General features: G+C 63.8%; 23 protein-coding genes. 12 read left to right on the top strand and 11 right to left on the bottom strand.

The genetic code is table 11. The annotated features are described in order from the left end of the window. Positions 1–232 precede the first annotated feature (232 nt). Positions 233–982 (top strand): transglutaminase-like cysteine peptidase, encoded by a 750-nt coding sequence (locus tag SO139_RS08395; RefSeq protein WP_449379205.1) that lies wholly within the window; start codon positions 233–235, stop codon positions 980–982. Positions 983–1,171: 189 nt separating this feature from the next. After that, the gene (locus SO139_RS08400) at positions 1,172–2,296 is read left to right on the top strand and encodes a lysozyme inhibitor LprI family protein (RefSeq protein ID WP_449379204.1); all 1,125 of its coding nucleotides are present in this window, start codon (positions 1,172–1,174) and stop codon (positions 2,294–2,296) included. A 186-nt stretch (positions 2,297–2,482) separates the two neighbouring features. Here SO139_RS08400 and SO139_RS08405 read toward each other — a convergent pair whose 3' ends face one another. The 6 genes from SO139_RS08405 to SO139_RS08430 all read right to left on the bottom strand — a co-directional run bounded on the left by SO139_RS08405 (position 2,483) and on the right by SO139_RS08430 (position 9,258). Beyond that, positions 2,483–3,682 carry an ABC transporter substrate-binding protein gene (locus tag SO139_RS08405; RefSeq protein ID WP_449379203.1) on the bottom strand — a complete coding sequence of 400 codons (1,200 nt, stop codon included), beginning with the start codon at positions 3,680–3,682 and terminating at the stop codon, positions 2,483–2,485. Between the two features lie 76 nt (positions 3,683–3,758). Further along, positions 3,759–5,597, bottom strand: coding sequence for an AMP-dependent synthetase/ligase (locus SO139_RS08410; RefSeq protein WP_449379202.1), 1,839 nt, complete (start codon positions 5,595–5,597; stop codon positions 3,759–3,761). 80 nt (positions 5,598–5,677) lie between these two features. Continuing rightward, complete coding sequence (locus SO139_RS08415; RefSeq protein WP_449379201.1) at positions 5,678–6,466, bottom strand: ABC transporter ATP-binding protein; 789 nt, start codon at positions 6,464–6,466, stop codon at positions 5,678–5,680. A 4-nt stretch (positions 6,467–6,470) separates the two neighbouring features. Beyond that, complete coding sequence (locus SO139_RS08420; protein ID WP_449379200.1) at positions 6,471–7,229, bottom strand: ABC transporter ATP-binding protein; 759 nt, start codon at positions 7,227–7,229, stop codon at positions 6,471–6,473. Then, a complete protein-coding gene (locus tag SO139_RS08425) occupies positions 7,226–8,377 on the bottom strand; it encodes a branched-chain amino acid ABC transporter permease (protein ID WP_449379199.1) in 1,152 nt (383 codons plus the stop codon). The genes SO139_RS08420 and SO139_RS08425 overlap by 4 nt, the downstream gene beginning before the upstream one ends. Before the next feature lie 5 nt (positions 8,378–8,382). Beyond that, positions 8,383–9,258 carry a branched-chain amino acid ABC transporter permease gene (locus tag SO139_RS08430; RefSeq protein ID WP_449379198.1) on the bottom strand — a complete coding sequence of 292 codons (876 nt, stop codon included), beginning with the start codon at positions 9,256–9,258 and terminating at the stop codon, positions 8,383–8,385. Between the two features lie 267 nt (positions 9,259–9,525). On the opposite strand from SO139_RS08430, the gene SO139_RS08435 reads away from it, so the two are divergent. From SO139_RS08435 to SO139_RS08460, 6 genes are all read left to right on the top strand, one after another. Then, positions 9,526–10,278: an ABC transporter ATP-binding protein gene (locus SO139_RS08435; RefSeq protein WP_474799303.1), complete on the top strand. Its 753-nt coding sequence runs from the start codon at positions 9,526–9,528 to the stop codon at positions 10,276–10,278. Next, a complete protein-coding gene (locus SO139_RS08440) occupies positions 10,275–11,798 on the top strand; it encodes a permease (protein WP_449379197.1) in 1,524 nt (507 codons plus the stop codon). Before SO139_RS08435 ends, SO139_RS08440 begins: the two co-directional genes overlap by 4 nt. Positions 11,799–11,889: 91 nt before the next feature. After that, the gene (locus tag SO139_RS08445) at positions 11,890–12,702 is read left to right on the top strand and encodes an MBL fold metallo-hydrolase (protein ID WP_449379196.1); all 813 of its coding nucleotides are present in this window, start codon (positions 11,890–11,892) and stop codon (positions 12,700–12,702) included. A 71-nt stretch (positions 12,703–12,773) separates the two neighbouring features. After that, positions 12,774–13,718 (top strand): EamA family transporter, encoded by a 945-nt coding sequence (locus SO139_RS08450; protein WP_449379195.1) that lies wholly within the window; start codon positions 12,774–12,776, stop codon positions 13,716–13,718. Positions 13,719–13,793: 75 nt separating this feature from the next. After that, positions 13,794–14,324 (top strand): hypothetical protein, encoded by a 531-nt coding sequence (locus SO139_RS08455; protein ID WP_449379194.1) that lies wholly within the window; start codon positions 13,794–13,796, stop codon positions 14,322–14,324. A gap of 202 nt (positions 14,325–14,526) precedes the next feature. Beyond that, positions 14,527–15,582 (top strand): amidohydrolase family protein, encoded by a 1,056-nt coding sequence (locus tag SO139_RS08460; RefSeq protein WP_498539946.1) that lies wholly within the window; start codon positions 14,527–14,529, stop codon positions 15,580–15,582. A gap of 78 nt (positions 15,583–15,660) precedes the next feature. Here SO139_RS08460 and SO139_RS08465 read toward each other — a convergent pair whose 3' ends face one another. Beyond that, the gene (locus tag SO139_RS08465; protein WP_449379192.1) at positions 15,661–16,116 is read right to left on the bottom strand and encodes a cupin domain-containing protein; all 456 of its coding nucleotides are present in this window, start codon (positions 16,114–16,116) and stop codon (positions 15,661–15,663) included. A gap of 239 nt (positions 16,117–16,355) precedes the next feature. Here SO139_RS08465 and SO139_RS08470 point away from each other — a divergent pair, with 239 nt between their 5' ends. Then, a complete protein-coding gene (locus SO139_RS08470) occupies positions 16,356–16,916 on the top strand; it encodes a hypothetical protein (RefSeq protein WP_498539947.1) in 561 nt (186 codons plus the stop codon). 160 nt (positions 16,917–17,076) lie between these two features. On the opposite strand, the gene SO139_RS08475 is transcribed toward SO139_RS08470, so the two are convergent. Next, positions 17,077–18,333: an aminopeptidase gene (locus tag SO139_RS08475; protein ID WP_449379190.1), complete on the bottom strand. Its 1,257-nt coding sequence runs from the start codon at positions 18,331–18,333 to the stop codon at positions 17,077–17,079. 314 nt (positions 18,334–18,647) lie between these two features. On the opposite strand from SO139_RS08475, the gene SO139_RS08480 reads away from it, so the two are divergent. Further along, positions 18,648–19,037 (top strand): BA14K family protein, encoded by a 390-nt coding sequence (locus SO139_RS08480; protein ID WP_449379189.1) that lies wholly within the window; start codon positions 18,648–18,650, stop codon positions 19,035–19,037. 250 nt (positions 19,038–19,287) lie between these two features. Next, the gene (locus tag SO139_RS08485; protein ID WP_449379188.1) at positions 19,288–20,850 is read left to right on the top strand and encodes a winged helix-turn-helix domain-containing tetratricopeptide repeat protein; all 1,563 of its coding nucleotides are present in this window, start codon (positions 19,288–19,290) and stop codon (positions 20,848–20,850) included. Between the two features lie 84 nt (positions 20,851–20,934). Here the strand turns inward: SO139_RS08485 and SO139_RS08490 are convergent, their stop codons facing one another. Both SO139_RS08490 and mddA read right to left on the bottom strand, forming a co-directional pair. Further along, complete coding sequence (locus SO139_RS08490) at positions 20,935–21,357, bottom strand: GFA family protein (protein WP_449379187.1); 423 nt, start codon at positions 21,355–21,357, stop codon at positions 20,935–20,937. Between the two features lie 46 nt (positions 21,358–21,403). Then, positions 21,404–22,189, bottom strand: a complete 786-nt coding sequence (gene mddA, locus SO139_RS08495; RefSeq protein ID WP_449379186.1) for a methanethiol S-methyltransferase — start codon at positions 22,187–22,189, stop codon at positions 21,404–21,406. Between the two features lie 132 nt (positions 22,190–22,321). Here mddA and SO139_RS08500 point away from each other — a divergent pair, with 132 nt between their 5' ends. Next, positions 22,322–23,863, top strand: a complete 1,542-nt coding sequence (locus SO139_RS08500) for a winged helix-turn-helix domain-containing tetratricopeptide repeat protein (RefSeq protein WP_449379185.1) — start codon at positions 22,322–22,324, stop codon at positions 23,861–23,863. Positions 23,864–23,885: 22 nt separating this feature from the next. Here SO139_RS08500 and SO139_RS08505 read toward each other — a convergent pair whose 3' ends face one another. After that, positions 23,886–24,032, bottom strand: coding sequence for a hypothetical protein (locus SO139_RS08505; protein ID WP_449379184.1), 147 nt, complete (start codon positions 24,030–24,032; stop codon positions 23,886–23,888). Position 24,033: the final 1 nt, after the last annotated feature.

The following is a 24,033-nucleotide window of genomic DNA, read 5'->3' on the forward strand; positions in this document are numbered from 1 at the left end:
CGCGACGAGAATTGGTTCCATTCCACAACAGATCGGGCCTTCCCGGGGGCTGAGCCCGTAAAATTTTACCCAAGCCGGCGAGACCGGCTTCAGCCTGTTGCTCGGTTTTGGGCTCCCGGCCGGGCTCATTAAGCAGAACAAAACGGCCCGCCCCTCACTATCACCGCACCAGAAACAAAGCCGGCACGTGCGGGTCAGGGGTGTCCTGCCGATGCTGGACAGGGGAAGTCAGATGGAGACCGTTGCTCACTCGCGCGCCTGGCGCGCAGTCCTGCTCTTTTGCGGATTGATCCTGTTCGGATCGGCCGCCGACCTTCGCGCAGGCACGCTGCTGTCGCCGGGGTCCGCCGTCCTCGTGCGAAAATCCGCAGAACCGTTCGGCCTATTCGCCTTCGCGATCTCCGCCGGTCGCGTCCGCGACAAGTGGTTTCACCTGAAGGACAAGCTCGACGACGAGATGGTGCAGCTCGCGCTGTGCGACGGCGACCGCGACAACTGCGTCTCGCCCGCGGCATTGAAGCTGCTCGCCATCGTCGACCAGGCCCGCAGCCGCGAAGGCCGCGCCCGCCTCGGTGAAGCCAACCGCGCCATCAATCTCGCGATCAAGGCGGCCAATGACGGCTCTGATGACGTCTGGAGTTCGCCACTCGCCACCTTCCAGCGCGGCGCCGGCGATTGCGAGGACTATGCGATCGCAAAGCTCGCCGCGCTGCGCCTCGCGGGCATTTCGCCCGAGGATCTGCGAATCGTTTTCGTGCGCGACACGCAAGTCGGCGAGGAACATGCGGTCGCGGCCGCCAGGCTCGACAGCCACTGGCTGATGCTCGACAACCGTCGCATGGCCATGGTCGAGGATGAGGCGGCGCGGACCTATCAGCCGCTCTTCGTGCTCTATCAGTCTGCGGTGCTGAAATACGTCGACGAGCCCGCGTTTGCGGCTGTGCCGGACAACAACCGCTCGGCGCTGATCGCGTCGCGCTGATTGCCCGAACTGAGCTGCGTAGCCCGGATGGAGCGCAGCGCAATCCGGGACCGCATCTCCGTTTGAAATCCCGGATTTCGCTGCGCTCCATCCGGACTACAATTCCGATGCGCGGCTGGACATTCACGGTTTCGCCGCGCCGCCCGGGAAGCTAGCATGCGTATCATGCGGGCTTCGGGGACAAGCGGAATGCGAACGTTGGTGCTGGCGATGGTTGCGGCGATGGTGCCGCTGATGTCACCTGCGCACGCGCAGGCGGTCAATTCAGACCCAGCGATCGCCGACAAGCTGCCGCTGTTCGTCAAGAACCGTTGTGAGCAGCAGCGCGATCCCGCGGGTCAGTTGTTTTGCGGCAATGGCGAGCTTGCCGCAGCGGCCGAGAAACTCGGTGCGGCCATCGAGGCGCGGCTCTCCCGCCTGCCGGATCGTCTGCCGGCCATCGAGGAGAACGCGCTGTGGATCCGACAGCGCAATCTGAGCTGCGGCATCTTTGGTCGGACCGCGGTCCGCACCGATGACATCGATCGCGTCAAGACCTGCCTGCTCAGGGAGACCGAGGAGCGCGCCGCGATCCTGCGCGACCCCGATTTCGATTGCCTCGCGGCCAACACGACGGCCGGCGCGCTGATCTGTAGCGATCCGGAGTTGGCGCTGGCGGAGGAGGAGCTCAACGGCCAGGTCCTCGGCTTGATCGGCAAGCTGAGCCCGACCGAAGCCCGCTTTGCCTTCGCCGAATACGGCCGCTGGACAAGGGAGCGCGATCGCAAATGCGACCTCGTCGGCAAGGAGAACGTGCCGCTGTCCGAGCTGTCATCTGCGCAAGGCTGTCTCGCCGAATATTTTAGCCGGAAGACCGCCGATATCCTTGGTGCCAAGGGCGATCCGAAGCGGGTGTTCGGCCGCCAGATCGCTGCACGGCTGCCTGATACCGACGCCGCCGACTTCTGCGTCGCCAAGATTCATGCCGCCAATTCCTGCGGCGACTTCGTCCGCATCAGTCGCGTGTCCGCTTCCGGCAGCAACGTCGGAGAGCAGGAGGCGAAGGTCACCGCCGATATCGACATGGTCGTGCTGTCGCCCTTCACCGCCTGCAGCGCGGTCGCATCGACCTGCACCGGCACCTGCTGGGACCCAAGATCCGGCAAGGCGCAGCCGGCCGCAGCGTCCAAGCAAGGCTTCAAGGAAAGCTTCAATGTGACGAGCCGGCTCAGAATCCAGCGCACCTTCGCATTCCAGAAAGCCGCCGATGGGTGGCGCTGCAGGGAAGACGAGCTGGCACCGGTGGAGTCAGGCGTCGCGGGTGGGGGATCGTAGGTGCAGCGCCTCTCCCTTCTCCCCTTGCAGAAGGTGGCGCGAAGCGCCCGATGAGGGGTCTGCCTCACCGAGTCCGAAAGCGAGAGGCTCATTCGCGCAGAGACCCCCCTCCCCCACCTCGCCGCTACGCGGCGAGCCACCCTCTCCCACAAGGGAAGAGGGCGCACCTGCGGGGAGAGGCGAAGATCAGAACATCAGATTGTCCTTCACCAGGACCCAGCGGCCGCCCTTGACCTGCTGCACCTGGGTGATGGTGTTGGCGAGGTGGTCGGTCTTGGAGAACTTCGTCGGCGGCGAGTTGAAGATGTCGAGGAATTTTTCGCCTGACTCGAGCGAGTCAAGCATCTTCTGCCCCGTGAGATCCTTGCCCGCCTTCTGGGCGTAGAAGGCAAAGGTCATCACCGTGTTGTAGCCGATAATCGCCTGCGTATTGGCGTCCGAGTTGAACATCTTCTTATAGTTGGCGAGCCAGTCCTTCACCGGGCCTTTAGCGCTGTCCTCGTAGGGAATCTCGAATTGGGACGCGGCATAAAGCCCTTCCACGGCGTCCTTGCCCAGCGTCGGCACTTCCAGCACGTTGGTCGGCGTTGCCCCCAGGAAGGTGACGTCCCAGCCGAGCTTCTTCGCCTCCGTCATCGCGCCAATGGTCTCGCGGATCACTGTGCCGAGCACCACGAGATCGCAGCCGTCCGACTTCATCTTGGCAACCTGCGCGCTGAAATCGGAGGCGCCACGCTTGTAGCTGGTGATCGAGGCCGGCTGCACCTTCATCACGGTGAGCTGCTGATTGAAGCCGTCGAGCACGTTTTTGCCGTACTCGTCGTCCTGGTGCATGATGCAGGGCTTCTGGAAGTTCTTCCACTCAATCATGTATTTCAGCGCGGCGCGCGTGCTCTCGACGTAGGGCAAGAGGTTGTTGAACTTCAATCGCTCCTGCGGCTTGCTCGGATCGAACTTGAAGGTGAATTCGGCCGCAGTCAGCGGGAAGAGCTGCAGCACGCCGGCATCGAACAGCGTGTCCTGCGCCGCCAGCACCGTCGGCGAGCCCATCGGGCCGATCATCGCGAAGACCTTGTCGCGCTCGATCATCTTCTGCGTGGCCAGCACGGCCTTCTTGGGGTCGTAGCCGTTGTCCTCCAAAATCATCTTGATCTTGCGGCCGTTGATGCCGCCGGCCGCGTTGATCTCCTCAACCGCCATCTTCATGCCGTTGGAGACCGGTACGCCCCACACCTTGATCGGACCCGACAGATCCTGATGCGTGCCGATGACGATCTCGCTGGCCGAGATGCCTTCATTGGTGACCTTGGTTTGCGCGGCAGCCGGCAGACAGGTGAGCACCACCGCGCATGCCGCAAGGCCGAACGCCCAGAACGATTTCGACATCGACGTCTCCTCTCTCCTTAAGGCCCGTGTTGCGCAAAGGGCGTGGCCATCGCTCCCTCGCTTCCCTTGGAATGGTTCACGCCACCGCGCGCTCGCGATACATCGCGTCGATCTCGGCGGCGTAGCGCCTGTTCACGAAGCTGCGCTTCAGCTTCATGGTCGGCGTCAGCTCCTCGTCCTCCGGCGTGAGCTGGCGCTCGATCAGATAGAATTTCTTGATGGTCTCGACGCGCGCAAAGTTGCCGTTGACCTGTTCGATCTCTCGCCAGATCAGGTCCTGAATCTCGATCGCCCGGCACAGGCTCGCGTAGTTGGTGAAGGGGATGTCGTGATCCTGCGCGAATTTCTCGACGTTCTCCTGGTCGATCATGACGAGGCAGGTGAGATATGGCCGCTTGTCTCCGATCACGACGGCGTCGGAGATATAGGGCGAGAATTTGAGCTGGTTCTCGATTTCCGAGGGCGTCACGTTCTTGCCGCCTGAGGTGATGATGATGTCCTTCATCCGGTCGGTGATCTTGACGAAGCCGTCGTCGTCCATGGTGCCGACGTCGCCGGTGTGCAGCCAGCCGCGCGCATCGATGGTCTCGGCGGTCTTCTGCGGCTGATTCAAATAGCCCATGAACAGGAAGTCGCCCTTGATCAGGATCTCGCCGTCCGGCGAGAGGCTGACCTCACCCCAGGGCACGGCCTTGCCGACTGAGCCGAGCTTGATGCGCTCGGACGGCATCATGGTGGCAACGCCGCAATTTTCAGTCTGGCCATAGACCTCGTGCATGTTGATGCCGAGCGCGAGATACCAGCGGATCAGGTCTGGCGAGATAGGCGCTGCGCCAGTGAAGGCGATGCGGCAGCGATCGAGGCCAATCATGCGGCGGATGTTGCGGAACACCAGCCTGTAGGCGAGGCGGTTCGCGATCCCAAGCGACAAGGACGGCGCGCGTGCCTCGAGCCGGCAATCCGCGATGCGCAGGCCAATGTCGATAGCGCGGCGATAGACCCATTGCTGGACCGGCGTCGCATCCTTGAGTGCGATGGTGATTGCGGAATAGAATTTTTCCCAGATCCGCGGCACCGCGAAGAAGACGGTCGGCTGCACCTCGCGCAGATTGTCCGGCACGGTTTCCGGGCTTTCGGCGAAATTCATCACCGAGCCGAGCGCGACGGAGATGTAGTAGCCAGCGACCCGCTCGGCGACGTGACAGAGCGGCAGGAAGATCAGCCGGTCCTCGTCTTCCCTCGCCGGGATGAAATCGTTGGCGTGGCGCATCTGATGGGTCACGCTGCGGTTGGCGTGCATCGCGCCCTTGGGCGGGCCCGTGGTGCCGGAAGTGTAGACGAGGATCGCGAGATCGCCTGGGCCGCGGCTGTCGATCATCTCCTGCCAGAGCTGCTCGCGGCCGACCATGTGATTGCGCCCGAGCGCGCGAAACTCGTCGAGCGACATCACCATGTCGTCTGAAAATCCGCTCAGGCCCTCCATGTCGAACACGATGATCCTCTCGAGCGTCGGGCATCGCGCGCGGCAGGCGAGGACCTTGTCGAGTTGTTCTTCGTCCTCGGCAAAGATCACGCGAGTAGCGGAGTCGTTGACGAGATATTCGACCTGCGCCGAGGAATCGGTTGGATAGATGCCGGACGAGACGCCGCCCGCGCACAGGATGCCCATGTCGGCATGGATCCATTCCGGCACGGCATTGGCGATGATGGAGGCGACGTCGCCAGGCTTGAAGCCCGAAGCATGCAGTGCGTAGGCGATCTCCCTGGAGAGCTCCAGCCATTCGCGCCAGCTCGTCGGCTGCCAGATGCCGAACTGCTTCTCGCGGATCGCCGGCCTGTCGCCGCGCGTCTCCACCGCACGCAAAAAGCTCTTTGCGATCGTGTCTGCGACTGTCAGCACCGCCGGTCGGGCCATGCCATTGCCTCCTTGCCGCTTCGTCCCCTCCCGCAGCATGGCTTGCCGCCGGTCCGTTCGTTCACGGGGAGACGCCATATTTAACGCCACGTTTTCTTCTTTTTCCAGCGCCGTTCGCCTCTGGCCCCGGCTTCCTTGGCGCCTAGGTAGAATTCCTGGATGTCCTGGGAATCCATCAAGCGGTCGCAGGTGTCGTTCATCACGACGCGGCCGATCTCCAGCACGTAGCCGTAATGCGCCGTTTCCAGCGCCACCTTGGCATTCTGCTCGACGAGCAGGATCGACATGCCCTGCTCCTCGTTGACGCGGCGGATGATCGTAAAAATCTCCTTCACCAGGATCGGCGACAGGCCCAGCGACGGCTCGTCCAGCAACAGCAGCGTCGGCCGGTTCATCAGGGCGCGCCCGATCGCCAGCATCTGCTGCTCGCCGCCGGAAAGCTGGCCGGCCGGTTGGTTGATGCGCTCCTTCAGCCGCGGGAAATAGCCGTAGACGCGCTCGATATCCTCCGCGACACCGTCACGATCCTTTCGCGGATAGGCGCCCATCATCAGGTTCTCGCGCACCGAGAGGAATGGAAACACCTCGCGCCCTTCCGGCACATGACTGAGGCCGAGGCGGACGATCTTGTCGGCCTCCATGCGCTGGATCGGCCTGCCCATGAACTCGATCGTGCCCTTCTGCGGATCGAGGATGCCGGAGATGGTCTTCAGCACGGTGGTCTTGCCCGCACCATTGGCACCCAGCAGCGTCACGATGCGGCCCCGCGGCACCTCGAGCGAGATGCCGCGGATCGCCATGATCGGCCCGTAGTAGCTCTCGATATTGGAGAGCTTCAGGATGATGTCGGGCGAAACGGCGGCGTCCATCGCGTCAGGCTCCGAGATAGGCGGCGACGACGTCGGGATGCTGCTGCACCTCGGCGGGCGAGCCCATCGCCAGCACCCGGCCGTAGTTCAGCGCGATCACGCGGTCCGAGACGCGGTTGACCAGCGACATGTCGTGCTCGACCATCAGCACGGTGATGCCGAGCTCGCTTTTCATGTCGCGGATCCAGAACGACATGTCGTCGGTCTCCTCGACATTCAGCCCCGACGACGGCTCGTCGAGCAGTATGAGCTTCGGCTCGGAACAGAGCGCGCGGGCAAGCTCGATCACCTTGCGTACGCCGTAGGGAAGACCCGAGATCAGCTTGTCGCGATAGGGCTCGAGATCGAGGAATTCGATCACCTGCTCGACGCGGCGCCGGTGCAGCTTCTCGTTCGCGCGCACGCTCGGCAGGAACAGCAATTCCTGCCAGAGCTGCGTGGTTGAGTGACGGTGGCGCCCGACCAGCAGATTCGCGAGCACGGTTGCATTCTCGAACAGCTCGATGTTCTGGAAGGTGCGGGCAATGCCGAGCCTTGCAATGTCGTAGGGCGGCTGTTCCGTGATGTCCTGGTCCTCGAAGAAGATGTGGCCCGAGGTCGGACGGTAGATCCGCGAGATCAGGTTGAAGATCGAGCTTTTCCCCGCGCCGTTCGGCCCGATGATCGAGAGGATCTCGCCCTTCTCGACCGCGAACGAGACCGCATCGACCGCCTTGAGGCCACCGAAATGCAGCGACAGGTTTTCGGCGCGGAAATAGCTCATCGGTTCCGCTCCGACTTCACGTAGATCTTCTGGCGTTTGAAGGTCGCGCGCTTGTAGAGCGGGAAGAGCTGGAAGAAGAGTTTTATCTTCAGCCAGCGGCCGTAGAGGCCGAGCGGCTCGAACAGCACGAACAGCACGATGATGATGCCGTAGATCGCGCCCTTCAGGCCGTTGAGCGAGGCGAAGGCCGCGACCTTCGACTGAACGTTCGCCGCGCCGTCGGTGCTCGCCCCCAACGCCGCGGCGACGCCGGCAATGATGCCCGGCATGTCGTCCTTCAGATAAGTCAGGAACGGATCGATCATCACGATGAAGATCGCCCCCAGCACTGCACCGTGCAGGCTGAACGTGCCGCCGATCAGGATCACGATGATGAACTCGATCGAGAGCTGGAGCGTGAACATCTCCGGCGAGATGAAGGAGAGCTTGTGCGCGAACAGCACGCCGGCAAAGCCGGTGATCGCCGCCGAGATCGCAAAGGACTTCACCTTGTAGAGCGCGACGTTGACGCCCATGCTGCGTGCCGCCGTCTCAGAGTCGCGGATCGCAACGAAGGCGCGCCCCGTCGGCGAGCGCAAGAGATTGAGCGTGCCGACGATCGTCAGAATCAAGACGGCGAGGCACAGGAAATAGAACATCGGACTGTCGCGCGGCACGGGGACGCCGAGCAACGACAGCGTCTTGATGCGCATGCCCTCATTGCCGTTGGTGACGCTTTCCCAGCGCGCCAGAATCTCCTCGACGATGAAGGCGAAGGAGATCGTGGCGATGACGAGGTAGATGCCCTGGAGGCGCAGCGCGGGGAAGCCGACCAGCGCGCCGATCAATCCGGTCAATACGCCTGCGGCGAGGAAGTAGACCGGAAACGGCACGTTGTATTTCTGCAAATAGGCCGCCGCATAGGCGCCGATCGCAAGGAACGCGGCGTGCCCGAGCGAGGCCTGCCCGGTAAAGCCGGTGAGAATCAGCAGCGCCACGCCGACGGTCGCATAAATGCAGACAAAGACCAGCTGGCTCATCAGATAGCTGGAGAGCACGTAGGGCGCGATCAGCAGCACCGCAATCAGGAGCCCGTAGGAGATCACGTAGCCCGAATGCGGGAACAGGCGGATGTCGTCCTCGTAGTCGGTCTTGAACAGAAAGCGCATGGCGTTCAGACCTTCTTGCGTACGTGGAGGCCGAACAAGCCTTCGGGCTTCAGCAGCAACACCGCCAGCAGCACGATGTAAGGTGCGACGTCCTTCCAGCCCTCCGGCAGATAGAAGCCGGCCATGCTCTCGATCACGCCGATCAACACGCCACCGACGACCGCGCCGGGTATTGAGCCGAAGCCGCCGAGCACGGCGGCGGGAAAGGCTTTCAGACCGAGCACGAGCCCGACATTGGAGTGAATGAAGGTGATCGGTGCCAGCAGAACGCCGGCGCACGTCGCGACCGCCGCACTGATGGCCCAGACGATCGACACGACACGCTTCACGGGAATGCCCATGTAGTAGGCCGCGAGCATGTTCTCGGAGCTGGCGCGCATCGCGGTGCCGAGCGTGGTCTTGTTGAAGAACAGATAGAGCAGCGTGCAGAGGATGACCGTTGCCGCGATCACCGAGAGCTTGTCATAGGCGAGCACCAGCGCGCCGATGCGCAACACGCCCTGGCTGAACGGCGTCTCGATCTTGAAGTCGTCGGTGCCCCAGATCATGCCGGCGATCGAGCGCAGGAAGTAGCCGAGCCCGATGGTTGCCATGATGATCGAGAATTGCGGATAGCCGAGGATCGGCCGCACCACGATGCGTTCGGCGAGCATGCCGAACAGCGCCATGGCGACGACTGCTCCGACGAAGCCGACCCAGTAGTTCAGGCCCATCATGCCGATGAAGGTGAAGGCGAAGAAGCCGCCCAGCATCATCAGATCGCCCTGGGCGAAGTTGACGACCTCGGTTGCCTTGTAAACCAGCACGAAGCCAAGCGCGATCAGGCCGTACACGCAGCCGAGTGCAATGCCACTGACCAGCTGCTGAACGAAGTCCAGCATCGCCGAGCATCCTCCCCGATGCGATCCTTGCGGCTCTTGGCGGCCGTCTCGTCGCATCTTGTGTCCAGTCGCTACGCGATCATTATCAGTCACGGAAAGCGCCATTTGGCCCGGCGCAATTCAGCCCGAACCGCCCAGCGCTGTCAATAAAACGAGAGGCGGATGCATTCGTGCGGGATGACGGAATTTGTGGCAGGGTGATTCACCGTGCCGAAACATCTTCAGATCAAGGTCGCGAGCGATGCGAAACCGTATGGTGTGGCCATCATGAAACCGGACAGTTCGGCGCTGAGCGTCCGAGGGTTAACGAAGCGTTTTGACCGTCTGGCGGTCGATTCCCTCGATCTCACCATTCACGCCGGTGAATTCTACGCGCTGGTCGGCCCCAACGGTGCCGGCAAGACCACCACCTTGCGCATGGTCGCAGGGTTGCTGCGGCCCGATGCCGGCGCGGTGTCGATCTTCGGCATCGATGCCCTGGCCGATCCCGTGGCCGCCAAGCAGGTGATGGCCTGGGTCTCGGACGAGCCGATGATTTATGACAAGCTGACGCCGCTCGAATATCTCGAATTCGTCGCCGGCCTCTGGGGCATTGCGCCAGCCGTCTCCGAACCCGTGGCGCAGGAACTGTTGAGCTCGCTCGGCCTGGCGCTACACCGGCACGAGCGTTGCGAGGGATTTTCCAAGGGCATGCGCCAGAAGGTGGCGTTGGCCGGCGCGCTGGTCCACGACCCCCGCCTCATCATTCTCGACGAGCCGCTGACCGGCCTCGACGCCGTCTCCGCCCGCCATGTGAAGGGTCTTTTGGCCGAGCGCGTCCGCGCTGGCTGCACCGTGATCATGACCACGCATATTCTTGAGGTCGCCGAGCGCATGGCCGACCGGATCGGCGTGATCGCGTCGGGCAGCCTCGTTGCCGAAGGCACGCTCGCCGAGCTGCGTCAGCAGAACGGCCACAACGACACCAGCCTCGAGGATCTCTTCATCGCGCTGGTCACGCTGGAGGCTGCCGCCGCATGAGCTCGGCGACTGCATTATCGTGGTTCGCCCGCCACGAGCTCCGCCTCGCCTGGCGCGAATGGCTCGCCATGATGACGGGCCAGCGCAAGCGGAAACGCACCGCCGTGATCGGCCTGATCGTCTTTGCCGCACTCCTGCATCTGCCGGCCTGGGCGGTGATCGGTCGCTTCGCCGGACTTCGATTGCCGCTCGACAAGCCGTCGCTGATCGTGATTACGGCGACGATCGCGCTCGCCTGGTCGCTGATGCTGTCGCAAGCGATCGAATCGGTGACGCGGGTGTTTTACGCCCGCGCCGATCTCGATCTCATCATGTCGTCGCCGGCAACGCTCACCAACCTGTTCTCCGTGCGCATCGCCGCGATAGCGCTCGCGATCACGGCGATGGCGCTGCTGTTCTCCACGCCCTTCATCGACGCGCTGGTGATCGGAGGCGGGCCGCGATGGCTCGCGGCGTTCGGCATGGTCATCGCCATGGGGCTGTCGGCAGCAGCCATCGCGATCGCCATCACGATCCTGCTGTTCCGGCTGATCGGCCCGGCGCGGACCCGCTTCATCGCGCAGATCCTCGCCGCGATCATCGGCGCCGGTTTCGTCATCGCGCTCCAGATCGCCGCGATCATCTCCTACGGCACGCTGTCGCGCTTCGCGGTGCTGACCTCGGATGCCACGGCTGCCTATGCGCCCGGTGTCGACAGCATCGTCTGGTGGCCCGCGCGGGCCGTGATGGGCGATCGCGAGGCGCTGGCGCTGCTGCTCGCACTCGGTCTCGTCATGCTGGGCGGCGTGATGGCGCTGTTCTCCGGCCGCTTCGCCGACACCGCGATCGATGCGGCCGCCCACGGGACATCCGGCCGCCGCACCACGCGCGAGCGGCCGTTCCGCGCCGGCTCACGGGCGCAGGCGCTACGGCGCAAGGAGTTCATGCTGCTGTGGCGCGATCCCTGGCTGATCTCGCAAACCCTGATGCAACTGCTCTATCTGGTGCCGCCGGCGCTTCTATTGTGGCGGAGCTTTGCCGACAGCTCAGCGGCGTTGGTGTTGATCACGCCCGTCATCGTGATGGCGGCGGGACAGCTTGCCGGCGGACTCGCCTGGCTGACGATTTCGGGCGAGGATGCCCCTGATCTCGTCGCAACCGCGCCGCTGTCACCCTCGCGCGTGATCCGCGCCAAGATCGAGGTCGTGTTGATCGCAATCGCCGTCATCTTCGCTCCGCTGGTCGCAGCGCTTGCCTTTGCCTCACCGCTCCAGGCCGCGATCACGGCGGGCGCGATCATCGTCGGCGCCGCCTCCGCCACCGCGATCCAGCTCTGGTTCCGCGTGCAGGCGCGGCGCAGCCAATTCCGCCGCCGCCAGACCTCCTCGCGTCTTGCGACCTTTGCTGAGGCCTTCTCCTCGATCGGCTGGGCGGCCACCGCCGCGCTGCTACTCTCGCTTCCCCTCGCCGGCGTCGTCAGTGGCCTGATCACCGCGGGTCTCGTCGCCACCACCTGGAAGTTCAGCCCGCGGCGGGAGTAGGCCTATAACACTGACGCGCTGTTGATCGCGGCCCATTGGCCGCAGGCGGGATTGCACGCTAGACTTCCCCGACGTCATTGGGGATGGATCTATGTGGCGATTCTTTTCCGCGATCCTCGCGCTGCTCGGCGCTTCCCTCACGCCCGCCCTTGCCCAGCAGCCGCAGCGCAGCGAATGTCTGGCAATGGCCAACGCGGCCCCGCGCGCGGTGCCCGTGTCCTGGCAGCGGACTGCGGGCGCGGCCGAGGTCGAGATCACCTATGCCGGCCATTCCACCTATTTCATCGATACGCCCGGCGGCTTGCGCATCGCCACCGACTATAGCGGCGCCTATCAGGTCGGCCGGCTGCCCGACGTCGTCACCATGAACCGGGCCCACAGCACGCACTACTCGCTATATCCCGACAAGCGCATTCCCCATGTGCTGCATGGCTGGGGCGAGGACGGCAAGCCGGCAGTGATTTCCGAGCGCGTCGGCGACACCTTCATCCGCAACGTCACCACCGACATCCGCCGTTACTTTGGCGACGACGCCGGCATCGACATGATCCGCGACGGCAACTCGATCTTCATCTTCGAGGTCGCGGGCCTCTGCATCGGCCATCTCGGCCATCTCCACCACAAGCTCGACGACAGCCATTTTGCCCAGATCGGACGGCTCGACATCGTCATGGTGCCGATCGACGGCACCTACACCATGTCGCTCGACGGCATCTCGGAGATCACGAAACGCCTGCGAGCCTCCGTCGTGCTGCCGATGCACCGCTTCGCCACGCCGCTCGACGACTTCATGCGACGGATCGGCCGCGACTTCGAGATCGACCGACGCCTCGAGCGCTCGCTCCGAATCTCGCGGGATTCGCTGCCGGGCACGCCGACGGTGATCATCCTCGACGGCGTGTGAGGCGCCGAAGCCGGAACGCATGAACCTCCTCCGACTTGGTTGCCTTGGGATCATCTTCGATCGGAGCAATCATGAGCAGAAGGTTCCTGGTGATCGGCTCGTTCGCGGCCATCTATCTGCTGTGGGGTTCCACCTATTTCGCCATCACGCTGGGCCTGCAATCGATTCCGCCATTTCTGCTGATGGCGCTTCGCTCGTTCTGCGGCGGCATCGTGTTGCTTGGCCTGATGGGCCGAGAGGTCGCGGGAACGTCCTTGCAGACATGGTTGCAGGCGTGCCTGTGCGGGCTGCTCTTCTTTGTCGGCTGCCATGGCGTGCTCGCCTTTGCGCAGCAATCGGTTCCTTCGGGCGTGGCAGCGATCGTGCTTGCCACGATCCCGTTCTGGCTCCTGCTGATCGATGTCTTGTTCCCGGGCGACCAGCGCCCGCGGCCGATTGCCTTGCTTGCACTCGTGCCCGGCTTCGTGGGCGTTGGGCTCGTGGCATGGCAGAACGTCGAGCGGGCCGGCATCAGCATCCTTCCCATCGTCTGGCTGCTCGCAGCAGCCCTGTCATGGTCGATCGGCACTGTCCTGTCCCGAGGCATGTCGAGCCAGACCTCTGCGATCCTGCTTTCGGGCATGCAGCTGTCGATCGGCGGCGCCGTGTTGTTTGCGATCAGCTGGCTGACGGGCGAGATCGAGACCTTCACGCCGCGCGACGTCTCGATGACGTCGCTTGCAGCGTTAGTTTGGCTGGTCATCTCCGGCAGCGTGATCGGATTTGTCGCCTACAACTGGCTGCTGGAGAACGTCTCGACCTCGCTGGTATCGACCTACACCTTCGTCAATCCTGTCATCGCCGTGCTGCTCGGCACCGTCGTACTCGGCGAGCCGTTTTCACCCATGATGCTGGTTGGCGCGAGCCTCGTCATTGTCTCCGTCATCGTCATTTGGCGGGCGGAACGTTCAGGCAGCCGCCGAACGAGCGACGAGAGCAAGCGGGCCATCAGGCAACTATCGCTGCGCAAGACCTGACGACCGCCTGCGGCAATTTTCTCCAAGTAGCCTGAGGTCCGATCGTGCTGATCTTGCGCGAAAGTGGAGATCGACATGAGCGACTTTGCGAAACTCTTGCATGCGAGCGGCCCCAACCCGGAATACGCCGCGGCGCTGCAGCTCTATGGCCAGTTCGTCGGTGATTGGGATGCCGAGATCACCGCGTATGAGCATGACGGCGCCACGCATCGCGCGGCCGGCGAGATCCATTTCGGCTGGGTGCTGGAGGGCCGTGCCGTCCAGGACGTCTGGATGATCCCTCGCCCCGCCGGCGCGCCACCGTTCCCGCTCGCCGGCAACTGGTACGGCACGACGTTGCGCGTGTACGATCCGACCATCGCTGCCTGGCGGATTTTTTGGCTCGATCCCGGCCGCAGCGTGTTCCGTCAGCAGATCGGCCGGCCGCGCGGCGCCGATATCGTGCAGGAAGGCACGACCGACAGCGGCGACCTGTCACGCTGGAGCTTTACCGAAATCACCGAAAATGCGTTCCACTGGCTCGGGGAGAGCAAGCCGGCCGCAGCGCGGGATTGGCGGCTGATGGTGGAGGTGAAGGCGCGGCGGCGCCAGGCTAAAGCACGATGAGTTTTGGTTGAATCAATGCAAGCCGAGGGGCACCTCTCCCGAAGGGAGAGGTGCCCAGGCGATCGACTGCACTCAATCTCGTCGGGCTTTGAGACCGCCTGGTGCGCTCTCGCCGAAGGGCGCGGTTGCGCAACACGCGCTGCCGCGCAGCGCCTCCTGATGTTAGTCTTGTCGGCAACGACAATCAGGGGAGCGAATGCCGATGGCCGCGAGCACCATGCCCGCCAATAGGAGCGGACTCTTTGCCGATCCGCGCGAGGACTGGCTCGCGTTGCACCAGGAGGAGATCATCGATCCCTTGCGGCCGATCGTCGATCCCCACCACCACCTCTGGGACCGCGGCGGACAGCGCTATCTGATCGAAGAGATGGCCGCCGACATCGCCTCCGGCCACAACGTCATTGCAACCGTCTATGTCGACTGCCGCTCGATGTACCGCGCGCACGGGCCAGAGGCGTTTCGCCCCGTCGGGGAGGTCGAGTTCGCCAATGGCGTCGCCGCGATGAGCGCGAGCGGTGGCTATGGCAGGGCTGCGATCTGTGCCGGCATCGTCAGCCACGTCAATCTCCTGCTCGGCGATGCGGCAAAGCCGGTGCTGGAAGCCGAGATCGCCGCCGGCAACGGCCGCTTTCGCGGCATCCGGCATTCCTCCGCCTGGGACGAGGACCAGGTGGTCGCGGGCATGTATGCGAACCGGCCGAAGGGGTTGCTGAAGGACGCGACCTTCCGCAAGGGCTTTGCCTGCCTCGCGCCGCTGGGCCTGAGCTTCGACGCCTGGCTGTTTCATCCGCAGATCGGCGAGTTGACCGAATTGGCGCGCGCCTTTCCGGACACCAAGATCGTGCTCGATCATTGCGGCGGACCGGCCGGCACCGGCCGGTTCGCGGGCCGGCGCGAGGAAGTGTTTCCGCTGTGGCGCGCCGCGATCAAGGAGATCGCAAAATGCGAGAACGTCGTGGTCAAGCTCGGCGGACTTGCGATGTGCCTGCTCGGCTATGATTTCCATCTGCGCGAAAGACCGCCGTCGTCCGAGGAGCTTGCGGCAGCGTGGCGGCCCTATGTCGAAACCTGCATCGAGGCGTTCGGTGCGAAGCGCGCGATGTTCGAGAGCAATTTCCCGCCGGACAAGGGCCAGTGCAGCTACCAGGTAATCTTCAACGCCTTCAAGCGCATCGCCGCACCGCTGAGCGAAGCCGAGAAGACGGCTCTGTTCTCACAGACGGCAACCAATTTCTACCGGCTCGAACTGCCGTCATGACGTGAGAAGGGGCCGGGACGTCAGTCCCGACCCCTTCTCGACGCCATTCGCTGGGAAGCGCCTTGGTAGAACCTGGGGTTAGCCCGCACCCATGAGGGTTGCGGGACGACGCTCGCCGGGCGAGAGGAACATCCGCTTCAGCTTGTTGACGACACGGACCATGAAGCCGATCAGCGCCGGATTGGTCTTGCGGCAGAAGGCGATCTTCTTGACGTGGCCTTCGACGTGCCATTTGGCATGCGCACCGTCGTGGAAGAAGATCACGTCACCAACGCCGTAGCGCTTCGGCGGCATGCCTTCACTCTCGAGCACGATCGATCCTTCCAGGATCATGATGGTCTCGTCGAAATCGTAGTACCAGTTGAAGCGGCCTTCGGTGCAGGACCAGATGATGGTCGATGCGGTGCCGTCGGCGCTGGTCGACAGGATATGCGACCGCGACACCGGATTGCCTTCAATGATCCAGGACGGCTCGATCGGCCGCAGCTCCAGATCGACGGCACTACTTCCGGTTTCAATCAATGTGCGCGACATCGGCTTCCTCTGGGGATAAAATATGACTGGTTGGCCCAGGCCCCGGGCCGTTTCAAACAGTGCGTGTGACGCTAGTAGCCGTTTTTTAATTCTTCCTTACGCGGGCCCGGACAATCAGCCGCAAGTTGCATGAGCGGCGCGGCTAACGCGCCGATTTGCCTTCAGATTCGCGCGTTTGAACCCGGTTTTTGCAGGGTGCGACAAAATGCGCGGAATCAAATCAGGAAGGAGCCTGTCCGATGCCCCTCTCCCCCGAGGCCGTCAGCGCCAATAGCGAGGTTGCCGAGCAGCTCGCGGCCCTCGACGTCTCTCTTGAGGCCGACGATCCGCTGCCCGACTGGTTCTCCATCGACGGCATCGAGGCGCCTCGGCAGGTCGGCAGCGACGGCGCGGGCGGCGCGTTCGTGCTGCTGCCGTCAAACCATGTGCTCTATGCGTCGTCGGAGGGCCGCGCTGGCATTATCGCGGCGACATTCGAGGACTTCATCCAGATCGTCGTCGCCTGTCCCTATTGGCTCGACATCCTCAAATTCTCCGCCGGCGGCGACCTCGATCAGATGCGGCGCGCGGCGGTTGCGCTGGAGGCGACGCTCGACGACGAGGACGACGTCAACGACGCCCGCGACACGATCCGTGACGCGTTCGACCTTCCCGCCCTAGAGGATCCCGTTGGAGCGCTCTATGAAGCGGTCGCCGCGTCGGATGCCATCGTGCGCGCGACCGACGGCAGTCCGTTCACCACGCTGTTCAACCGCTTCACGATCGATCGCAATCCGATGCTGCGCAACGCGGCGGCGTGAGGCTAGAGCATGATCCGGACTTGGAGCGCCGCGTTGGCGCAAAGTGTGAAGCGATTTTCCCTCGCGACAGACGCGGAACGCCTTTGCGCGGAGATCATGCTCAAACAATAACCTAAGGCGCGCTGACGATTGATCCCAAATCTCATCGCGCCTTAGCCGACTATTTCGCCCACTCGCCCTTGCGGAACACCGGCTCCTTGCTGCCGTCGGCCAGAATGCCGTCGATGTCGGTCTCGGCCGAGCCGATCATCCAGTCGATGTGGATCAGGCTCTGGTTGCCGCCCTGCGCCGCGATTTGCTGCGGCGTCAGCTTGGCGCCATTGATGAAGCACTTCGAATAGCACTGGCCGAGCGCGATGTGCGAGGCCGCGTTCTCGTCGAACAGCGTGTTGAAGAACAACAGTCCGCTCTGCGAGATCGGCGAGGAGTGCGGCACCAGCGCCACCTCGCCAAGCCGCCGTGCGCCTTCGTCAGTGTCGAGCACCTTGTTCAGCACCTCCTCGCCGCGCGAGGCCCTGGCGTCGACGATCTTGCCGTCCTCGAAGCGCACGGCGATGTTGTCGATCAGGGTGCCCTGATAAGACAGCGGCTTCGAGCTGACGACGTGGCCGTAGACGCGCCGGCAATGCGGCGTAGTGAAGACTTCCTCGGTCGGGATGTTGGCGTTGCAGCTGATGCCGTTCTTGGAGAGCGAGGCACCGCCTTCCCATTCATGACCATCAGCAAGGCCGATGGTCAGATCGATGCCCGGACCCGAGTATTGCAGCGCGCGGAAACGCTTGCCGTTCAGCCAGCTCGTGCGCTCGCGCAGCGCCGCATTGTGCTGCGCCCAATTCGCCATCGCGTCCTCGCGATCGACGCGGGACGCGGCAAAAATCGCATCCGCGAGCTTGCCGATCGCGATCTCCTCGGGATCGTCGGGAAACACCTGCTTCGCCCAGGACGCGCTCGGATAGGCGATGATGTTCCAGTTGGTGTCGAAATTGACGATTTTTTCCAGCGCAGGCTGGTAGGCCATGGAATTGGCCTTGCTGGCGCGCGCCACCTTGGCGGGATCCTCGCTCGACAGCAGCATCGGATTATCGCCGACGATGGCCAGCCGCGCGGTATTCTCCGAGAACGCCTTCGCCATGCCCTCGTAGAGCCAGCCGGCAGCGCGATCAAAACTGTCGTCGTGACCGTGGCGATAGCGCGCCAGCGTCATCTCCTCATCGGAGAGGATCGGCGTGACGATGCCCGCGCCGGCCTTGTAGGCATGCACGGCGATCCGCCGTACCAGGGGCAACGCGATCGCCGGTGCGGTCAGCAGCAGATCCTGGCCCGGCCGCAAGCCCAGGCCCACCTTCACCGCCACCTCGGCCAGCCGGTCGAGTTTTGCGGGATCGATGGGAGTGGAGGTGATGCGTTGATCGGTCATGCCGGGCCCTCTGCCGAAATCTCTGTTCCATCTAAGTCTAGCATCGCATGGCGCAAGTGCGCGAGCCAATTGCGCGCGTCGAGCCAAGATACGCAATTTCACGCATCTTGGTTTTCAACACGTTGCCGCCGCGGCGGCCCGATTGAGCAACGCCAAGGTCATATTTCGGTGAGATGGGCGCCGCGATGGTGGCGGGGCTGCTCAGCGCAGTCGCGGCGAGCCGTCATCCTGTCGAAACTTTAATCCATCGCCACCGGCAGGTTGCTTTATCTCTGCCGCGAGGCGTCGATCGCCTTGCATGACGAGGAGGCCTGATGTTGAAATCGTTTCGTTCCGTTGCCGGAGTCGTACTGCTTGCAAGTCTAGCAGCGGGCGCGCTGTCGCCAGCATCCGCCGCGCCGATCGGCCATCCGCTCGCAGTCGCGCCATCGCAGTCGGCAAGAGTCGAGCAGGTCCGCTGGTACGGACACCGCGGCTGGGGCGGCGGCGCATTCGTGGGCGGTCTCGCCGCCGGCGCACTGATCGGCGGTGCGCTCGCTGCACCTTATTACTATGGTCCAGGCTATCCGCCTCCGCCGCCCGCCTACTATGCAGCATCGCCTGCCGACGATGCGGTCGCCTATTGCATGCAGCGCTACCGGTCCTACGATCCGAACAGCGGCACCCTCCTTGGCAATGACGGCCGGCGGCATCCGTGTCCGTGATGACCTTGCCATAACCGCCGGGGTGGCACGGCAATTGCGCCTATGCCCGCCCTCGGCAAGTCCTGAATACCCCTCCCTCGGTTCCATCGCCCGCGCCAATCAGTCACATGGCTGGCATCCCTCCAGGTCAGAGCAACCGCCGCGATTGCGATGAACCGCGGATGCGCCTCGATGGACTCATAGAATCCAGACCCAATTCATATTGCCGTTTCAGGATGCTTGATTTTGTCGTGAGGCCAGAGTCGTCGCAGTGCAATTTCTGTTTAGCGATCACCTACTTGACACCGACAGACGGGAGCTGAGCCGCGATCGGGTTCCCGTCGCGGTCGAGCCCCAGGTCTTCGATCTCGTCGTTCACCTGATGCGGAATCGCGACCGCGTGGTGACCAAGGACGAGTTGATCGACAAGATCTGGCTCGGACGCTCGGTCTCGGAATCGACCCTGACCAGCCGGATCAACGCGGCACGCAAGGCGATCGGTGATTCCGGCGCGAGCCAGGCGCTCATCCGCACCGTGGCGCGCAAAGGCTTTCGCTTCGTCGGCGACGTCGAGATGCGGAACGGCCATGCCAGCCCTGCCGAACCCGCCGGCCAGGCCAGGGAGGCCCCGGCCGCGCTGCCGCTGCCCGATCGCCCTGCAATCGCCGTGCTGCCCTTCACCAATATGAGCGGCGACCGCGAGCAGGACTACTTTTCCGACGGCATCAGCGAGGACATCATCACTGCGCTGTCGAAGCTGCGCTGGTTCTTCGTCATCGCGCGCAACTCCTCCTTCGTCTACAAGGGCCGCGCCGTGCATATCGGCGAGATCGCCCGCGAGCTTGGCGTGCGCTACGTCGTCGAGGGCAGCGTCAGGCGGAGCGGCGACCGGGTACGCATCTCCGCGCAGCTCAACGACGCCACGACCGGCAGCCATCTCTGGGCCGAGCGCTACGACCGCAGCATCGCCGACGTCTTCGCCGTGCAGGACGAGATCACCGACGCCATCGTTGCCGCGATCGAGCCGCAGCTCTACGCCGCCGAAAGCTTTCGCGCCCAGCAGAAGCCGCCGGGAAGCCTGGATGCCTGGGATCTGGTGATGCGCGCGCTGTCGCATTACTGGCGGATCACGCGGGACGACAATGTCGCAGCCCAACGGCTGCTCGATAAGGCGATCGCGATCGATCCGGCCTACGGCAAGGCGCTCGGCCTGCTCGCGACCAGCCATATGTTCGGCGCGCATATGGGCTGGGCCGACATGGCCGCCACGCTCCCGATCGCGGAACGCGCCGCCATCGCCGCGGTCGAGGCCGACCGCGACGACGCCTGGGCCCATCACGGGCTCGGCTACACCTATCTGTTCCGGCGGCGCTTCGACGACGCCATTGCCGCATTCGAGCTGGCGCTGCGGCTCAATCCCAATTTTGCCATGACGCATGCCTTCTACGGCGTAACGCTGTGCTATGCGGGCCGCTGGGAGGACGGCGAAGCGGCCGCGCGCCGCGCGCTGCGGCTCAGTCCGCGCGATCCCTTCTCGGCGATCTATTGCGGGGTCGCCGCCTATGCTCAGTTCATCGGCCATCGCTACGAGGACGCGATCCAGTTCGCGCGCGAGTCGCTCAGGCAGCGCAGCGACTTCGTCGGCGCGCATCGCGCGCTGACGGCCGCCGCCGGCATGCTCGGCAATCGCGAGCTTGCGGCCTCCGCACTCGAGGGCCTGCGTCGCGCCCAGCCCAATGTGTCGCTCGCCTGGATCACCAGCGAGCTGCCGATGCAGCGCGCCGAGGATCGGGAGCATTATCTCGAAGGCCTGCGGCGGGCGGGATTGAGGTAGACGTCGGGGCCGCATTGACGGTGCACCCTCTCCCCTTGCGGGAGAGGGTGACAGCGTTGTGGTTGGCCTTCCCTGCCGTCTTGGCTACTCCTTCATCATCTCGCCGCTACCGCCGAACTCGGCCGGAAAATCCTTCAGCTTGGGCAGGCCATCGCGCATTGGCAGCACGGTGTCCGCATAGTTGACGTGGACGGCGGGCGTGAACGCCAGCGTCGGGATGGCGGCGGTGAAGACGTCGATCAGGCCGAGCGGCGGATGGCTGGTCATGAGATGGCCGCCGCACGTGCGGCAATATTTACGCTGGCTGAGCGGCGTCTTGGCGTAGGTCGCAACGTGATCGGCACCTTCAGTGATGCGTACGGCCTCCGGCTTCCACAGGCTGAACGCATTGACGGGCCCGCCCGACCACGAGCGGCAGGAGCGGCAATGGCAGTAGCCCATCGCCTCCGGCGGGCCCGTCACTTCGATTGCGACCGCGCCGCAGAAGCAGTTTCCGACGTGTTTCATTGAAAGCTCTCCTTGGATGACGATGAATATCTGGTTGAGGCGGAGATCAAACCGACCGGCGCCAGGGAATAAGCATCGATACGCGCTGTTTGTATTGCCGGTACTCGTCGCCAAACAGCGCGACGAGGTCGCGCTCCTCGAGCGTGATGCCGAGCAGGATGTAGAGCGTGATCACGGATGCAAACAGCAGGTGGCCCGCAGTCATGGTCGGCGCGGCCCAGACTGCGATGATGAAGCCGAGATAGAGCGGATGCCGGACGAATTTGTAGAACAGCGGCGTCCTGAAACGCGGCGGCGACGGCTGCTTATCGACCAGTTGCTGGGTGACCTGCTGCAAACCGAACAACTCGAAGTGATTGATCAGGAAGGTCGAGGTGAAGACCAGCACCCAGCCGGCGAAGGATAACGTGACGATCGTCACGACGACATCGGCGTCCTGGACGTCCCATATGATCGCCGGCAGCGGCCGCCACTGCCAGAACAGGAGCAGCAGCGACAGGCTGGCCAGCAACACATAGGTGCTGCGCTCGATGGGCTTTGGCACAAACTGCGTCCACCACGCCTTGAACTGCTGCCGTGCCATCACGCTGTGTTGAACGGCAAACAACGCCATCAGGAGCAGATTGATGGTGACGGCTTCGAACGCCGAAGAAACGGTTCCGGTGTCGATGCTTTTCGGCACCACCAGGCCCATCACGAAGCCGATGGCGTAGAGGATGGTCACGAGAAATACGAGATAGGCCGCAATTCCGTACAGAAAGGCGATAAACCTGAGGACTTTGGAGCCCGCGACATCCGGGCTGATATGCACGTCGGAATGAACTTGGCTCATATGTAGCTCCGTTGTGCCGGGATTCGGCAATTCATAGGTCGCTGCACCGTGCCGTATTGGACGTGCCAGGACTTTTGCGGACGATTGATTTTCGCCTGAGACGACGCTGATTTTTGCTTGAGATGCCGAGACGTGCGATTTCGCTTTGAAAACTATGTGCTCGATAGCGAGCTGCATGAACTGACGCGTGATGCCGCGGCTGTTCCATTGCAGCCGCAGGTGTTCGATCTGTTGCGCTATCTTGTGGAGCAACGCACGCGTGTGGTCACCAAGGACGACCTGATCAGCCAGGTCTGGGACAACCGCATCGTTTCGGACTCTGCGCTGAATAGCCGCATCAATGCGGCACGAAAGGCGCTCGGCGATGACGGCGCGACGCAGCGGCTGATCAAAACCATCCCGCGCAAGGGCTTTCGCTTCGTGGGCGACGTCGTGGAGCAAACGCTGGTGCCGCCCGCGGCCGGGACGAAGGCGCCACGGAACGCGCCCGAGCGCCCGGCGATCGCGGTGCTGGCGTTCGAGAACATGAGCGACGATCCCGAGCAGGAGTATTTCTGCGACGGGATCGCCGAGGACATCCTCACGGCGCTGTCGAAAGTGCGCTGGTTCCTGGTCATCGCTCGCAACTCGTCCTTCACCTACAAGGGACGCGCCGTCCATATCAGGGAGATCGCTGACGAGCTCGGGGTCGGCTATGTCGTCGAAGGCAGCGTGCGAAAGGCCGGCGGCCGCGTGCGGATCACTGCGCAGCTCAACGACGCCGTCACCGGCAGCCACATCTGGGCCGAGCACTACGATCGCGAGCTCGGCGACGTCTTCGCCGTTCAGGACGAGATCACCAACGCGATCGTCGCGGCGATCGAGCCGCAGATCTATGCTGCGGAGAATTTTCACGCCCACCGCAAGCAGCCGGCGAGCCTGGACGCCTGGGACCTCGTGATGCGAGGCCTGTCGCACTACTGGCGCGTGACGCGGCAGGATCATCTGATGGCGCAGGCGCTGCTCGCGCAGGCGATCGCCATCGATCCCGACTACGGCCAGGCCCAGTCGGTTCTGGCGGCAAGCCACATGTTCGGCGTCCATCTCGGCTGGGCGGAGCTTGCGAGCGCGGCACCGGTTGCGGAGGCCGCCGCGCTCGCGGCGGTCAAGTGCGACCACGAGGATGCCTGGGCCCATACCGCGCTCGGCAGCGTCTATTTCTCGACGCGCCGACTCGACGACGCGCTGTCGGAGTTCGAGCAGGCGCTCAGGCTCAACCCGAATTTCTCGCTGGCGCAGGGCTATTACGCGCTGGCGCTATCCTACGCCGGCCGCTCCAGCTGCTCGTTCGAGGCGGCGCAAAAAGTCATCCGCCTCAGCCCGCGCGATCCGTCGCTCGCGATCTACTACGGCATCGCCGGCTATGCGCGCTTCACCGAGCGGCGCTATGCCGAGGCGATCGCACTCTCACGGGAGGCGATCCGCCACCGTGGCGATCTCACCGGGGCCTATCGCGTGCTCGCGGTCTCGGCCGGAATGAGCGGCGATCAGGAGCTCGCCGCGACCGCCTTGCAGGAACTGCGCCGAACCCAGCCCAACATCTCACTCGCCTGGATCACGACGCAACTGCCCTGGCGGAGCGAAGCGGATCGCGAGCACTATCTGGAGGGATTTCGAAGGGCGGGGTTGAGGTAATGCGCCGATACAGGTCCGTCCGTCATTCCGGGCGACGCGCCAGCGGCGAGCCCGGAACCATCCCGGAATGACGATCGTTTGCATCAGGAATGACATGTTCGCGGAAATTGAGCTGTATCAATGGCACTTGCCGCCGATTGCTCATACTGCTGGCGAACTGGAATTTCACG

Source organism: Bradyrhizobium sp. UFLA05-89, from assembly GCF_059803475.1.